Below are 15628 nucleotides of genomic sequence, written 5' to 3'. Positions count from 1 at the left end.
CCTGCAAATTATTTTTTAGGTCGCTTCGCGCCGTATTTAGATCTTCTTTGTAGACGTCCGTTTACACCAGCAGTATCCAACGCACCTCTAATGATGTGATATCTTACACCTGGAAGGTCTTTTACCCTTCCTCCTCTAATTAACACGATTGAGTGTTCCTGAAGATTGTGTCCTTCTCCCGGGATGTAAGCGTTTACTTCTTTTCCATTGGTAAGTCTTACCCTTGCAACTTTCCTCATTGCTGAGTTTGGTTTCTTAGGAGTAGTGGTGTACACACGAGTACATACTCCTCTTCTCTGTGGACAAGAGTCCAACGCTGGGGATTTAGACTTTGAAGTCAGCTTTTTTCTACCCTTCCTTACTAATTGTTGTATAGTTGGCATACGCTATAATTTCTAATCGTCCCAAAATTTTGGGAACGCAAAGATAGATATATTGAGATTATATCAAAAAGTTAAAACATTAATTAACTGGAATATTCCGGAAATATTTATTCGTAAGACTGGATACATCTTACGCTTCACCCATAGTTCCTCCAAAATTCATCGGGAATTTTGGTGTTTCTTCACTCTGCTTTACTTCACCAAAAGTAGCTTCATACTTTTGAATATTGTCCTGCAGGGCATTTAGCAAACGTTTTGCATGCTCCGGAGTGACGACAATACGTGACTTTACTTTGGCTTTGGGAACACCGGGCATCAGTCGAATGAAGTCGATCACAAATTCGCTACTGGAATGTGCAATCATGGCCAGATTGGCATAGATGCCCTCGGCAATTTCTTCCGAGAGCTCTATGTTAATCTGATTATTGTTTGGATTTTTATCGTCTTTCTTTTTCTGATCGTCGCTCATAAAACCCTAGGCTTCCTCCACCTCTTTAGATTCGAACTCCTCTTTAGAAGCAACCAGCTTTTCGTATTCCTCCTGAGAGTTTACGATGTATTTCTGATGCTTTCTAATTCCTGTTCCTGCAGGGATCAAATGACCTACGATCACATTTTCCTTAAGACCAATCAAGGTATCAGCTTTTCCTTTGATGGAAGCTTCGCTCAATACTTTGGTAGTCTCCTGGAATGATGCTGCAGAAATGAAGCTCTCAGTTCCGAGTGATGCCTGAGTGATACCCTGAAGTGTCGGTTTACCTGTAGCCGGCTCTGCATCTCGCGTCACCATTGGCTTCAAGTCTCTTCGCTTCAAGCTAGACACTTCATCACGTAAGCTTCTCGCATCAATGATTTGTCCTGCCTTATAGTTAGAAGAATCTCCTGAATCCACGACTACTTTCTTATCAAGAATGTTGTCGTTTTCTTCCATGAAGGCGAAACGATCAGCCAACTGATTAGTCAAGAACATGGTATCTCCCGGATTCTCGATAACTACCTTTTGCATCATCTGACGAACGATTGCTTCGATGTGCTTATCATTGATCTTCACACCTTGCAGTCGGTAGACTTCCTGAATTTCATTTACCAAGTATTCCTGAACAGCAGTAGGTCCTTTGATTTTCAAGATATCCGCTGGAGTGATGGCACCATCTGAAAGTGCATCTCCTGCCCGGACATAATCATTATCCTGAACAAGGATGTGCTTAGAAAGTGGTACCATGTAACGCTTCTTCACACCGTCTTTCGATTCGATATAAATTTCTCTGTTACCACGTTTGATTCCACCATACTCTACTACACCATCGATCTCACTTACTACGGCTGGGTTAGATGGGTTTCTAGCCTCAAATAGTTCAGTTACTCTTGGAAGACCTCCGGTAATGTCTCTAGACTTACCAGTTTTTCGAGGAATCTTCGCTAGTACCTGACCTGGCTTGATTTTATCTCCTTCTTCTACAGCTAAGTGCGCTCCTACCGGAATGTTATAAGCTTTCTCTGTAGAGCCATCTTTACCAACAATCTCTATTGCAGGGTTCTTAGTCTTATCTTTCGTATCGATGATTACTTTCTCTCTGTGGCCAGTCTGCTCATCGGATTCTTCTTTGAAAGTAACCCCTTCAATGATTGAATCAAACGACGCAGTTCCGTCAAACTCGGACATAATCACCGCATTATATGGATCCCAGTAGCATAGCTCATCGCCTTTCGCCACTTTACCACCGTCTTTCACCTTAAGGATTGCTCCATAAGGAACGTGGTTAGAGATCAATACTTTTTCTTTCTTAGCATCGAGGATCTTGATCTCTCCAGATCGGCCCATTACTACTTCGATCTTATTTCCTTCATCGTCTGTTGACTTCACTGTTCTCAGCTCGTCAAACTCAACAACACCATCGAATTTAGCTTTAATGTTCGCGTCTACTGCAATATTTGAAGCAGTACCCCCTACGTGGAAGGTTCTCAACGTAAGCTGTGTACCTGGCTCACCAATTGACTGAGCTGCGATCACACCAACAGACTCTCCTACGTGAGACATCTTACCTGTTGATAGGTTTCGACCGTAACACTTCGCACAAACTCCTTGACGAGTTTCGCATGTCAATACGGATCTAATCTCTACTTCTTCAATGCTTGACTGATCAATGTAGTCAGAAATTTCCTCTGTGAATTCAGCTCCAGATTCAATTATGAGCTCTTCAGTAATTGGATCATAAATATCATGAACAGATACTCGACCTAGAATTCTTTCAGATAGTGCTTCCACCACTTCTTCGTTATCCTTTAAGGCAGAAACAGAAAGTCCTCTTAGTGTACCACAATCATCTTCGTTGATTACTACATCCTGAGCAACATCAACCAAACGCCTTGTCAGGTAACCCGCATCTGCAGTTTTCAATGCTGTATCTGCAAGTCCTTTTCTCGCACCGTGCGTGGAGATGAAGTACTCAATTACGTCAAGTCCTTCCTTAAAGTTTGAAAGGATCGGGTTTTCAATAATCTCACCTACTGATCCCTGAAGATTCTTCTGTGGCTTAGCCATCAATCCTCTCATTCCTCCAAGCTGACGGATCTGCTCTCTCGATCCCCTTGCACCTGAGTGCATCATCATGTAAATCGAGTTGAAGCCTTGATCATCCTCTTCCATCTGCTTCATCAGCGAGTTGGTCAGCATGGTGTTCGTTCTGGTCCAGATATCAATCACCTGATTGTAACGCTCATTATCCGTAATCAGACCCATGAGGTAGTTTTGCCAAACAGCATCCACCTCTTCCTTAGCCTGAGCTACCAGCTTCTCTTTTTCCTCCGGAATGTTGATGTTATCAAGACCCATAGACAGGCCGCCTTTATAAGCCATTTTGAATCCAAGATCTTTAATGTCATCAAGGAAGTGGGCTGTTCTAGCCATTCCTACAATCTTGAACACATTAGAGATGATCTTCTGAAGCTTCTTCTTGGTAAGGAGTTCGTTAACGAATCCCACCTCTTCTGGAACAGACTCATTAAATAGTACTCTCCCAGCTACAGTTTCTATGATCTTAGTTTCAAGCTCACCTTTCTCATTTCGAACTTTCGTTCTCACTTTGATGTATGCGTGCTGAGAAATTTGCTTTTCGTTCAGGGCAATGATTACCTCCTCGTGAGAGTAGAAAATCTTACCTTCCCCAGCCATTTTTTCTTTGTCTGTGCTTCTTCTGCCTTTAGTAATGTAATAAAGACCCAATACCATATCCTGAGAAGGTACCGCAATAGGTGCTCCGTTCGCAGGGTTCAGGATGTTGTGAGAAGAAAGCATCAATAGAGAAGCCTCCAAAATCGCCTCGTGTCCAAGAGGAACGTGTACCGCCATTTGATCACCGTCAAAGTCAGCGTTGAATGCGGTACATGCCAATGGGTGAAGTTGGATAGCTTTACCTTCTATAAGCTTTGGCTGGAATGCCTGAATACCTAATCTGTGGAGAGTAGGTGCCCTGTTAAGTAATACTGGGTGTCCTTTCAATACATTTTCAAGGATATCCCAAACCACAGGATCTTTTCTATCTACAATTTTCTTCGCAGATTTTACAGTCTTTACGATTCCACGCTCGATCAGCTTTCTGATAATGAATGGCTTGAATAGCTCAGCTGCCATGTTTTTAGGCAACCCGCACTCATGCATTTTCAACTCAGGACCTACCACGATTACAGATCGACCAGAGTAGTCAACCCTTTTTCCTAGTAGATTTTGACGGAATCGTCCTTGCTTACCTTTAAGCATATCACTCAATGATTTGAGTGCTCTATTTCCATCAGATCGAACAGCATTTACTTTTCTTGAGTTATCGAAAAGTGAATCTACTGCTTCCTGAAGCATCCTTTTCTCATTTCGAAGGATTACTTCCGGAGCTTTGATATCTATTAGTCTTTTCAGACGATTGTTTCTGATGATTACTCTTCTGTAGAGGTCGTTCAAATCAGATGTAGCAAATCGACCACCATCCAATGGCACCAATGGTCGCAATTCCGGCGGAATTACAGGTACCATTTTCACAATCATCCACTCAGGCTTATTTTCGATACGAGTTTTAGCATCTCTGAATGCCTCTACAACTCTCAATCGCTTCAAGGCCTCTGCTTTTCTCTGCTGAGAAGTATCTGTTGCTGCCTGATGACGAAGCTCATAAGAAAGCTCATCTAATTGTGTTCTTCCAAGAAGCATCTCCAATGCGTCTGCTCCCATTTTCGCGATGAACTTATTCGGATCATCGTCCTCCAGCATCTGGTTTTCCCTTGGAAGTTTATCTAGAATATCAAGGTATTCTTCTTCTGTCAGGAAGTCTAGCTTAGAGATTCCATCTTCTTCCTTAACTCCCGGCTGGATTACGATGTATCGTTCGTAATAAATGATCTGATCCAGCTTCTTAGTTGGAATTCCAAGAAGATACCCGATCTTATTCGGCAAAGATTTGAAGTACCAAATGTGAGCAACTGGTACTACCAACTCAATGTGGCCCATTCTTTCTCTACGAACCTTCTTCTCGGTTACTTCAACACCACATCGATCACAAATAATGCCTTTGTATCGGATTCTTTTGTATTTCCCACAGTGACACTCCCAGTCCTTCACCGGACCGAAAATTCGCTCACAGAACAATCCACCCATCTCTGGCTTGTATGTTCTATAGTTGATGGTTTCCGGCTGAGTTACCTCACCATGCGAGCTTTCCAGAATTGATTCCGGAGACGCAAGACTGATGGTAACCTTAGAGAAGTCGTTGTGGATTTTTTTGTTTTTTCTGAACGCCATGTTGTATATCAATAAAGCCCAGGCATTTATCGCCCGGGATGATTGTCAATAATTAATTAGTCCAAAGTAATTTCAAGAGCCAACCCTCTCAATTCATGTATTAATACATTGAATGATTCAGGAATGTTCGGCTTATTCATGTTCTCGCCTTTGACGATCGCTTCATAAGCTTTTGCTCTACCTATTACATCGTCGGATTTGATGGTAAGAATTTCCTGAAGCACATTGGCTGCACCAAATGCCTCAAGAGCCCAAACCTCCATCTCTCCGAAACGCTGACCTCCAAACTGTGCCTTACCACCAAGCGGCTGCTGGGTAATAAGTGAGTATGGCCCAATGCTCCTTGCGTGCATTTTATCATCTACCAGGTGACCCAGTTTAAGCATGTAGATCACACCAACTGTCACCGGCTGATCAAATCGCTCACCCGTTAAGCCATCATACAAGTAGGTTCTACCAAAGTCAGGTAGCCCAGCATCTTTCAGCTCTTTTTGAACTTCTTCCTCAGTGGCACCATCGAAAATTGGTGTAGCATATTTTCTATCCAACTTCAATCCTGCCCATCCAAGCACAGTCTCATATATCTGACCGATGTTCATCCTTGATGGTACACCCAGTGGATTCAATACGATATCTACAGGGGTACCATCCTCCATAAATGGCATATCCTCTTCACGTACAATCTTCGCTACAACCCCTTTGTTACCGTGACGCCCTGCCATCTTATCACCCACTTGAAGCTTACGTTTCTTAGCCACATAAACTTTTGCAAGCTGAACGATTCCGGCTGGAAGTTCATCTCCTACCTCAAGCGTGAATCTCTCTCTCTTGAAGTGTCCAGAGATGTCATTTCTGAAACCAATGTAATTTTTAACTAGTCTGAATACCAGCTCATTGGTTTTATCATCAGTCACCCAATTCTCGATAATCAGGTCAGAAATTAAGTTCGCCTCTTCAGGTACATTATAGTTACTCTCGTCTCTATACTTGTTCTTAGGTGGGAACAAGTTCGCTTCGATATTCTTCTTGCTGAACTTCACTCCCTTGCTCATCACTTCTTCACCAAACTTGTGCTTGATTCCCTGGCAAGTTTTGCCATCAAGAAGTTTCGCGAGCTTATCAATCATCGTCGCTCTCGCCTCAGAAAGTTGCTGGCTGTACTTATTCTTAAGCAGTTCAACTTCTTTCTTTGCTCTGGCTCTTACATCTTTATCTTTCTTCGGTCTTGAGAAGAGCTTGGTATCAATAACTACCCCTCTAAGTGAAGGAGATGCTTTCAATGAAGCATCTTTTACATCACCTGCTTTATCTCCGAAGATTGCTCTAAGAAGTTTTTCTTCCGGTGTTGGATCAGATTCTCCTTTTGGAGTGATCTTACCAATCAGGATATCTCCTTCTTTGATCTCTGCTCCAGTTCGGATGATTCCGTTTTCGTCAAGGTTTTTAACAGCCTCTTCAGAAACGTTTGGAATTTCACTGGTTAGCTCTTCTTCTCCTCGCTTCGTATCTCTTACCTCAAGCTCAAATTCATCAATGTGAATGGACGTGAAGATATCTTCTCTTACTACTCGCTCGGAGATTACAATCGCATCCTCAAAGTTGTATCCTTGCCAAGGCATGAATGCCACCTGCATGTTGATACCAAGTGCAAGCTCTCCTTTCTCTGTTGCGAATCCATCACATAGTGCTTGTCCTTGCTTCACTTTGTCACCTTTCTTAACGATCGGCTTCAGGTTGATACAAGTGTCCTGGTTTGTTCTTCTGAACTTAACCAAGTCATAAGTCACTTCAGAGTCGTTGAAAGTAATGACTTGTTCATCAGAATCAAGATCATATTTCACTGTAATCTTAGTCGCATCTACATACTCGATTACTCCATCTCTTTCAGCTCTTATCAATGCTCTGGAATCAAGTGCTACTCGCTCTTCAAGACCTGTACCAACGATTGGTGCCTGTGGTCTCATCAAAGGAACTGCCTGACGCTGCATGTTCGACCCCATCAATGCCCTGTTCGCATCATCATGCTCTAGGAATGGAATCATAGATGCGGCTACTGATACGATTTGGTTAGGAGCTACGTCCATGTAGCTTACTTCCTCTTCATTACAAAGTGGAAAGTCCCCTTCAAATCTGGCTTTAATTTTATCATTGAGGAATTTACCCTTATCAGACAATGGCGCGTTAGCCTGAGCAATGTTGTGAGTATCTTCTTCTTCTGCAGTCAGATATTTAACATTACCTGACATATCTACTGTGCCTTTCGCTACCTCTCTATATGGAGTTTCGATGAATCCCATCTGGTTCACTTTGGCATGAACACATAGAGAAGAAATCAATCCAATGTTTGGACCCTCTGGTGTTTCAATAGTACACAATCTACCGTAGTGTGTGTAATGAACGTCTCGAACCTCAAAACCTGCCCTTTCTCGCGAAAGACCTCCAGGCCCAAGTGCAGACATTCTTCTTTTATGTGTTACCTCAGCAAGCGGATTCGTTTGATCCATGAACTGAGACAGCTGGTTTGTTCCGAAGAATGAGTTAATAACAGAAGACAGTGTTCTTGCGTTGATCAGATCAACAGGTTTGAAGTCTTCATTATCTCTTACATTCATTCGCTCTCGAATGGTTCTTGCCATACGAGCTAGTCCAACACCAAATTGAGAGTAAAGCTGCTCACCTACTGTTCGCACTCTTCTGTTACTCAAGTGATCAATATCATCAACCACCGCCTTACTGTTGATCAATCCGATCAGGTATTTCACGATAAGGATGATATCCTCAGTGGTCAAAACCCTGCGGTCCCAATCAGTATCAATACCCAATTTCTTATTGATTCTGTATCGCCCTACTTCTCCAAGATCATAACGCTTATCTGAGAAGAATAAGCTGGTGATAATATCACGTGCAGTTTGTTCATCAGGAGCCTCCGTATTTCTCAACTGACGATAAATCTGCTCAACAGCCTCTTTCTCCGAGTTTGAGTTATCTTTTTGAAGTGTATTATATACGATTGAATATTCAGCGATATTCACATCCTTTCTATGGATGATAACAGACTTAGCTCCTGAATCGATGATTGTTTGAATATCATCCTCCGTGATAATGCTATCACGTTCCAGGACTACTTCGTTTCTATCAATGGAAACCACTTCACCGGTATCCTCATCCACGAAATCCTCTGTCCACGTTCTAAGTACCCTCGCGGCAAGTCTTCGGTCGATTACTTTCTTAAGCTCTTTTTCAGTTGCTTCAATTTCTTCCGAAAGACCAAACAGATCCAGAATTTCTTTATCTGAACCATAACCAATTGATCTTAAAAGGGTCGTAATAGGGAATTTTTTCTTACGATCGATGTACGCATACATCACATTGTTAACGTCCGTCGCAAATTCGATCCATGATCCTTTGAAAGGAATAATTCTGGCACTGTATAGCAGCGTTCCGTTGGTGTGCTTGCTTTGCGCAAAGAATACCCCTGGTGATCTGTGAAGTTGTGACACGATCACACGCTCAGCACCATTGATCACAAACGAGCCTTTTTCGGTCATGTATGGGATATTACCCAAGAATACCTCTTGCTCGATCGTTTCAAAATCTTCATTTTCTTCGTCATTACATAGCAGACGAAGTTTTGCTTTTAGTGGAACAGAATACGTCAATCCTCTCTCGATGCATTCCTGAATGCTGTACTTGGGAGGATCTACCGTATAGTCCACAAACTCCAATACGAAATTCTCTCGGGAATCCGTGATTGGGAAGTTTTCCATAAACACCTTATAAAGGCCTTCACCTTCTTTGTGTTCAGCAGGTGTGTCTAGTTGGAAAAAATCAACAAATGACTTTAATTGTACATCCAGAAAATCCGGATAATCAATAACTGATTTTATTGAGGAGAAATTGATTCTCGCGTTATTGTTGTTAGCCAAAGCTTACGGAGTTTTAGTTTATAAATTTGAAAGGACCATTAGCATCACATACAAACAGGAAAAGACCCTGACGATAGACTGTCAGGGCCTAAACCTTATGTATTATGTGCTAATTACTTTAATTCTACTTCAGCACCAGCCTCTTCAAGCTGCTTTTTCAATGCTTCAGCTTCGTCTTTAGCGATTCCTTCTTTTACTGGCTTAGGAGCACCATCAACAAGCTCTTTTGCTTCTTTTAGACCTAGTCCAGTAAGTTCTTTCACCAACTTAACGATAGCAAGTTTTGCACCGCCTGGAGACTTAAGGATCACGTCGAATGAAGATTTCTCTTCAGCTCCGCCATCAGCGTCACCACCAGCACCACCAGCAACCATTACTGGTCCTGCAGCTGCAGCAGGCTCAATGCCATACTCGTCTTTAAGTATTTCAGCTAGTTCGTTTACCTCTTTTACTGAAAGGTTAACTAATTGCTCTGCAAATTCTTTTAAATCCGCCATTTTATTAAGTGTTAATTCTGTTTAAAAATTTTTAATTCTCTCTTTCTGAAAGTGTTTTAACAATACCAGCAAGCTTATGCTCTCCACTCTGTAGTAGAGTAAGAACATTCTTCGCAGGCGATTGCAATAGTGTGATGATTTCTCCAATAAGCTCTTGCTTAGATTTCAAGCTAGCAAGTGCGCTTAGTTGGTCTTCACCAATAAATAAATCCGAGTCTATGGAAGCAGCCTTGAATTTCGGTCTTTCCTGAGGATCTTCTTTTTTGAAGTCCTTGATAATCTTCGCAGGAGCATTAGCAACTTCGTTTACGAACATGATGCCAGAGGTACCCTTCAACACTTCGTCCAGTGACGAAAAATCTCCATCTACATTCTCAAGGGCCTTCTTGATAAGCGTGTTTTTAACCAGCTTATATTCTACTCCTTTATTGAAGCACATTTCTCTGAACTTATTAATCTCAGCTACTGTGAGACCAGAAGTGTCAGCTATATAGAAATGATCTGATTCCTTAAACTTTTCAGTAAGGTCACTTATTAATTGTGCTTTGTCTTCTCGTGTCATAACTATTTAATGCTCGCTATGCTACTTTTATCAATTGCTATACCACTACTCATTGTACTTGAGAGTGTGATCGACCTGAAGTATGCTCCTTTTGCTGAAGCAGGCTTCAATTTGTTAACGGTCTGAATCATTTCGATTACGTTTTCCCTAATCTTATCAGCATCGAAAGACACTTTTCCTACACTTGTGTGGATGATTCCAAACTTGTCAACTTTAAAGTCGATTTTACCAGCTTTCACTTCTTTTACTGCCTGTCCAATATCCATAGTCACTGTTCCAGACTTTGGATTAGGCATCAAACCTCTAGGTCCTAAAACCCGTCCGAGTTTACCTACTTGTGCCATTACTGTTGGCATAGTGATAATTACATCAATATCTGTCCATCCTCCTTCGATCTTCTTCACGTAATCATCCAAACCAACATGATCAGCACCAGCATCTTTTGCTTCTTGCTCTTTATCAGGCGTGCATAGCACCAATACTCTCACATCTTTACCTACTCCGTGAGGGAGAGATACTACTCCACGAACCATCTGGTCAGCTTTCTTCGGATCAACACCCAATCGGATGTCGACATCTACAGAAGCGTCAAACTTTTCGAAGGAAATTTCCTTCACAAGCTTTGCTGCTTCTTCCAAAGAATACTCTTTACCAACCTCTAACAGTTCCTGAGCTTTCTTTTGATTTTTTGTAAGCTTTCCCATTACCAAATATTAATTTGCCCAAGGGGCTTTACCTGAAATTTTCACACCCATGCTTCGCGCTGTACCGGCCACCACTCTCATGGCAGACTCAATGTTGAACGCATTTAGGTCCGGCATCTTGGTCTCAGCGATTGTTTTCACCTGATCCCAAGTTACAGATCCTACCTTCACACGGTTCGGCTCGGAAGATCCTTTCTTAAGCTTAGCTGCTTCCATTATAAGGGATGCAGCCGGAGGTGTCTTAATTACAAAGTCAAAAGACTTGTCAGCATAGATTGTCACAACAACCGGAAGAAGCTGTCCTGGCTTATCCTGAGTTCTTGCGTTAAACTGCTTACAGAAGTCCATGATATTCAGACCTTTAGCACCAAGTGCAGGTCCTACCGGAGGAGAAGGGTTAGCCGCTCCACCGCGAATCTGTAATTTCAAATAGCCTGTTATTTCTTTAGCCATTTTACCTTTTTAATCTTCTTTTTCTACCTGTATATAATTCAATTCGACAGGTGTATTTCTGCCAAAAATCTTAACCGTAACATTAAGCTTCTTACGATCCTCAAATACCTCCTCTACTGTACCCGTGAAGCCACTAAAGGGACCGTCCATCACTTTCACGCTTTCACCCACAATGAATGGGGTATCCAGCTTCTCTTCATATTCCTCAACCTCATCAACTTTTCCGAGGATTCTGTTCACCTCAGACTGTCTTAAAGGAATCGGATCTTTTGTGGTGCTACTTCCGGTGGATCCTAGAAAGCCGATCACATTCGGAATTAGCTCCTTATTCGTTACCAGGTGTTGTACTTCACCGTTGGAGAAGTCAGCTTGGATCAATACATATCCTGGAAAGAAATTTCTTTCTCTTACTCTTTTTTTGCCATTGCGCATCTCATATACTTTCTCCGAAGGGATCAGTACCTGAGGGATATAATCAGCCAATTCCTGACGAGCCACTTCGTTTTCGATGGCTTCCTTGACTTTTTTTTCCTTGCCGCTTACGGCTCTAACTACGTACCACTTGTGCTCCATCCTGTCCCGTACGTATTATAGTTCTTGATAAATAAATTCCATTAAATTTTCGAAGGCATAGTCTATCGCTCCGATCATCAGCGCGAAAATCAACGATGCTACGAGCACCAAAATGGCGCTGTTTTGCAAATCACCATACTTTGGCCAAGACACTTTATGCGTGAGCTCGTCATATGATTCTTTGAAAAATGTGATAACTTTAGACATATTTTCCTTCGTTTTAAAAGCACGGGAGGAGGGACTCGAACCCCCAACCAACGGTTTTGGAGACCGCTACTCTACCAATTGAGCTACACCCGTAAAAAACAAGCAGTCCCAAAAGGACTGCAAATTTAGAGTAATCAGTTTGTATAAACAAATCCCGATATACTATTGCATATCGGGATAACTATTTATTAATCAAGAATTTCAGTTACCTGACCAGAACCTACAGTTCGTCCACCTTCTCTGATCGCAAATCGCAATCCTTTTTCAAGGGCAACTGGGTTGATCAAGTTTACTTCGATTGTTACGTTATCACCTGGCATTACCATCTCAACGTTCTCAGGAAGCATGATTTCACCAGTTACGTCAGTTGTTCTTAAGTAGAACTGAGGTCTGTATTTGTTGAAGAATGGAGTGTGACGTCCACCTTCTTCTTTTGATAGCACGTAAACCTCTGCTTTGAATTTAGCATGAGGAGTTACAGACCCTGGCTTACAGATAATCATACCTCTTTTGATCTGATCTTTTTCAATACCTCTCAAAAGAAGACCAACGTTATCACCAGCTTCACCTCTATCTAGAATCTTACGGAACATCTCTACTCCAGTAACAGTAGATGTAAGTCCTTCAGCTCCCATTCCGATGATGTCAACACCATCTCCAGAGTTGATTACACCTCTTTCAATTCTTCCTGTAGCAACCGTTCCTCGACCAGTAATTGAGAATACGTCCTCAACTGGCATCAAGAAATCTTTGTCTACATCTCTTTCTGGAAGTGGAATGTACTCATCAACAGCTTTCATAAGCTCGTCGATTTTCTCTACCCACTTAGCATCTCCATTAAGACCACCAAGAGCAGAACCCTGGATAACAGGAACGTCATCACCTGGGAAGTCGTAATCAGAAAGAAGCTCTCTGATTTCCATTTCTACTAGTTCAAGTAGTTCAGGATCATCTACAAGGTCAACTTTGTTCATAAACACAACCAATGCAGGTACACCTACCTGTCTCGAAAGAAGGATGTGCTCTCTTGTTTGCGGCATAGGTCCGTCAGTAGCAGCTACCACGATGATAGCTCCGTCCATCTGAGCAGCACCAGTTACCATGTTCTTTACATAATCCGCGTGACCCGGGCAGTCCACGTGAGCATAGTGACGGTTTTCTGTTTGATATTCAATGTGTGAACTATTGATTGTAATACCTCTTTCTTTTTCTTCAGGTGCATTGTCAATAGCTGAAAAGTCACTTGCTGTGGCAAGACCTTTGTCTGCAAGTACTTTAGAGATTGCAGCAGTCAAAGTTGTTTTACCATGGTCAACGTGTCCGATTGTACCAATATTTACGTGTGGTTTCGAACGATCAAAGGTTTCTTTAGCCATGTTTGATAATCCTCGATTTAGTTTAATTAATTATTGTTATTACTCTATTTTCTTTTTCTATCCTTGAAAAGAGCCAATGAGGGGATTTGAACCCCTGACCTCTTCCTTACCAAGGAAACGCTCTACCCCTGAGCTACATCGGCTAAATTTTAAGTTGCAAGTCCAAAGTTTCAAGTTTTAAGACTTGCTTGAACTTAAACTCTGACTTAGTAACTCAAAGCTCACTTCACTGATTACTCAATGAAACTGAGCGGGTGACGAGGCTCGAATCGCAACGGCGAACCGCCGCGACCTACAGCTTGGAAGCCGTAGTGGAACGAGCTGTTGCTCTGCCAAGGAGCTACACCCACCCCAAAATTTTAATTCAAAAAACATTAAAACGAAATCCTTTGATTCCGTCTATGCTCGCTCAATGTTGAAATTATTTCAACATTCGAGCGGGTGACGAGGCTCGAACCCGCGACCTACAGCTTGGAAGGCTGTCGCTCTACCAACTGAGCTACACCCGCTTGTTTATCGGCTGTCTCTCTACCAATCGAATCGTCGACCCGGTGAGCTACACCCGCTTGATTGAAATTCCAAAAGTCAAAAAACAAATCACCATAGGTTTTCGATTGGGATTTGGATTTTGAGATTTGATATTTCTCAAAGTGGGGAGAGCAGGATTCGAACCTGCGAAGGAATACACCAACAGATTTACAGTCTGTCCTCGTTGGCCGCTTGAGTATCTCCCCTTGTTTTAAATACTTTCAAGAACGACTTTTTCCAGATACTTTCCAGAAAAAGGATTGCAAAAGTATATGGTTTTTTGAACTAATCAAACTTCATTTTTAGATAAAAAGTCTAATGCAATCCATATTTTTGACGAGCCAAAAAATAAACACCATCTCTATGATAGAAATAAAGGCAGGCGATACCGAAAAAATCAAAGTAGAAAACAGTAAAGAGGGCATTTTTCTCGATGGTAAGTCATTCGAGGGAGAGATCATTAAAATCAATGACAGCTCTTATAAAGTTTTTAAATCAAACAAAATTTTTCGTGTTGACATAGTAGAAAGACAGGGAAAAGAAATGAAACTGAAAGTAAATGATCAATTGATCGATGTTTCAGTGACTGATCATATCGATCATATACTGGATAAGCTAGGAATGAACATCGCTGCAAGTGCGTTGGTGTCCGACATCAAAGCACCAATGCCCGGCTCAATCTTGAGTGTCACAGTTGCGGAGGGTGATGAGGTAAATGAAGGTGATGCATTATTGGTATTGGAGGCGATGAAAATGGAAAATGTTATTAAGTCTCCGGGAGAAGGAAAAGTAAGTAAGGTACATATCTCTGAAAAAGAGAATGTAGAAAAAAATCAAGTACTTATTTCTTTCGAATAAATCCGAACGCATCCTTATATATTTGCACGATTTCATCCTAGATATAAAATAAATAATGACCTACAAACGAATATTACTGAAACTGAGCGGGGAAGCGCTGATGGGAGACAAGCAGCATGGAATAGATTCCAAACGCCTGACCCAGTATGCGGAGGAAATAAAGAGTGTAGTAAACAAGGGAGTAGAAGTTGCTGTGGTAATCGGAGGTGGAAATATATTCCGGGGAGTGGAGGCAGAAGCTTCCGGGATTGACCGAGTACAAGGTGACTACATGGGCATGCTCGCGACCGTGATAAATGCCATGGCACTACAAAGTATGTTTGAAAAGCAGGGCATGTATACGCGTCTTATGTCGGGGTTGAAAATGGAACAGGTTTGTGAACCTTTCATTAGACGAAGGGCTATCAGACATCTGGAAAAAAATAGAGTCGTGATTTTCGGGGCGGGTATAGGTAATCCGTATTTTACTACCGACTCAACAGCCAGCCTAAGAGCTATTGAAATAGAGGCAGACGTAGTATTGAAAGGTACAAGGGTAGATGGCGTATACTCAGCTGATCCAGAAAAAGATCCTAATGCTGAACGTTATTCTAAAATATCTTTTCAGGAAGCATATGAAAAGAACCTGAACATTATGGATATGACCGCTTTCACTCTTTGCCAGGAAAACAATCTACCTATTATAGTTTTTGACATGAACAAAGCCGGCAACCTGCAAAAAATTGTGGCTGGCAAGGAAGTTGGAACATTAATTCATTAGAACAATTTAATTTTC

Annotated in this window: 13 protein-coding genes and 5 tRNA genes; 2 read left to right on the top strand and 16 right to left on the bottom strand. The window is 41.8% G+C overall.

The window, feature by feature from the left end; genetic code table 11:
• Positions 1 to 8: 8 nt before the first annotated feature.
• The 16 genes from rpsL to ACP14Y_RS12925 form a co-directional block, all read right to left on the bottom strand.
• Complete coding sequence (gene rpsL, locus ACP14Y_RS13000; RefSeq protein ID WP_089356794.1) at positions 9 to 383, bottom strand: 30S ribosomal protein S12; 375 nt, start codon at positions 381 to 383, stop codon at positions 9 to 11.
• 130 nt (positions 384 to 513) lie between these two features.
• Complete coding sequence (locus tag ACP14Y_RS12995; protein WP_424963381.1) at positions 514 to 852, bottom strand: DUF3467 domain-containing protein; 339 nt, start codon at positions 850 to 852, stop codon at positions 514 to 516.
• Between the two features lie 6 nt (positions 853 to 858).
• Positions 859 to 5169: a DNA-directed RNA polymerase subunit beta' gene (rpoC, locus tag ACP14Y_RS12990; RefSeq protein ID WP_424963380.1), complete on the bottom strand. Its 4311-nt coding sequence runs from the start codon at positions 5167 to 5169 to the stop codon at positions 859 to 861.
• 56 nt (positions 5170 to 5225) lie between these two features.
• Positions 5226 to 9095 carry a DNA-directed RNA polymerase subunit beta gene (gene rpoB / locus ACP14Y_RS12985; RefSeq protein ID WP_424963379.1) on the bottom strand — a complete coding sequence of 1290 codons (3870 nt, stop codon included), beginning with the start codon at positions 9093 to 9095 and terminating at the stop codon, positions 5226 to 5228.
• A gap of 113 nt (positions 9096 to 9208) precedes the next feature.
• Positions 9209 to 9592, bottom strand: coding sequence for a 50S ribosomal protein L7/L12 (gene rplL, locus ACP14Y_RS12980; protein WP_424963378.1), 384 nt, complete (start codon positions 9590 to 9592; stop codon positions 9209 to 9211).
• A 31-nt stretch (positions 9593 to 9623) separates the two neighbouring features.
• Entirely contained in the window at positions 9624 to 10154 is a 531-nt protein-coding gene (gene rplJ, locus ACP14Y_RS12975; protein WP_424963377.1) for a 50S ribosomal protein L10, read from the bottom strand.
• Between the two features lie 2 nt (positions 10155 to 10156).
• Complete coding sequence (rplA, locus tag ACP14Y_RS12970) at positions 10157 to 10858, bottom strand: 50S ribosomal protein L1 (protein WP_424963376.1); 702 nt, start codon at positions 10856 to 10858, stop codon at positions 10157 to 10159.
• 9 nt (positions 10859 to 10867) lie between these two features.
• Entirely contained in the window at positions 10868 to 11311 is a 444-nt protein-coding gene (rplK, locus tag ACP14Y_RS12965) for a 50S ribosomal protein L11 (RefSeq protein ID WP_424963375.1), read from the bottom strand.
• 9 nt (positions 11312 to 11320) lie between these two features.
• Positions 11321 to 11884, bottom strand: a complete 564-nt coding sequence (gene nusG / locus ACP14Y_RS12960) for a transcription termination/antitermination protein NusG (protein WP_349564712.1) — start codon at positions 11882 to 11884, stop codon at positions 11321 to 11323.
• Positions 11885 to 11899: 15 nt separating this feature from the next.
• Positions 11900 to 12091, bottom strand: a complete 192-nt coding sequence (gene secE / locus ACP14Y_RS12955) for a preprotein translocase subunit SecE (protein ID WP_349564714.1) — start codon at positions 12089 to 12091, stop codon at positions 11900 to 11902.
• A 20-nt stretch (positions 12092 to 12111) separates the two neighbouring features.
• Positions 12112 to 12184, bottom strand: a tRNA-Trp gene (locus ACP14Y_RS12950).
• A 95-nt stretch (positions 12185 to 12279) separates the two neighbouring features.
• Positions 12280 to 13467: an elongation factor Tu gene (tuf, locus tag ACP14Y_RS12945; protein WP_349564716.1), complete on the bottom strand. Its 1188-nt coding sequence runs from the start codon at positions 13465 to 13467 to the stop codon at positions 12280 to 12282.
• 71 nt (positions 13468 to 13538) lie between these two features.
• Positions 13539 to 13610 (bottom strand) — tRNA-Thr (locus tag ACP14Y_RS12940).
• A gap of 106 nt (positions 13611 to 13716) precedes the next feature.
• Positions 13717 to 13817: transfer RNA gene (locus tag ACP14Y_RS12935), tRNA-OTHER, on the bottom strand.
• An 86-nt stretch (positions 13818 to 13903) separates the two neighbouring features.
• Positions 13904 to 13976: transfer RNA gene (locus tag ACP14Y_RS12930), tRNA-Gly, on the bottom strand.
• A gap of 142 nt (positions 13977 to 14118) precedes the next feature.
• Positions 14119 to 14201 (bottom strand) — tRNA-Tyr (locus tag ACP14Y_RS12925).
• Positions 14202 to 14358: 157 nt separating this feature from the next.
• On the opposite strand from ACP14Y_RS12925, the gene ACP14Y_RS12920 reads away from it, so the two are divergent.
• A complete protein-coding gene (locus ACP14Y_RS12920) occupies positions 14359 to 14853 on the top strand; it encodes an acetyl-CoA carboxylase biotin carboxyl carrier protein subunit (protein WP_424963374.1) in 495 nt (164 codons plus the stop codon).
• Between the two features lie 55 nt (positions 14854 to 14908).
• The gene (gene pyrH / locus ACP14Y_RS12915) at positions 14909 to 15613 is read left to right on the top strand and encodes a UMP kinase (RefSeq protein ID WP_424963373.1); all 705 of its coding nucleotides are present in this window, start codon (positions 14909 to 14911) and stop codon (positions 15611 to 15613) included.
• Positions 15614 to 15628: the final 15 nt, after the last annotated feature.

The sequence above is a fragment of the Ekhidna sp. genome (genome assembly GCF_965247405.1).
Lineage (GTDB): Bacteria > Bacteroidota > Bacteroidia > Cytophagales > Cyclobacteriaceae > Ekhidna.
This window is presented reverse-complemented; position numbering and strand designations above follow the sequence as displayed.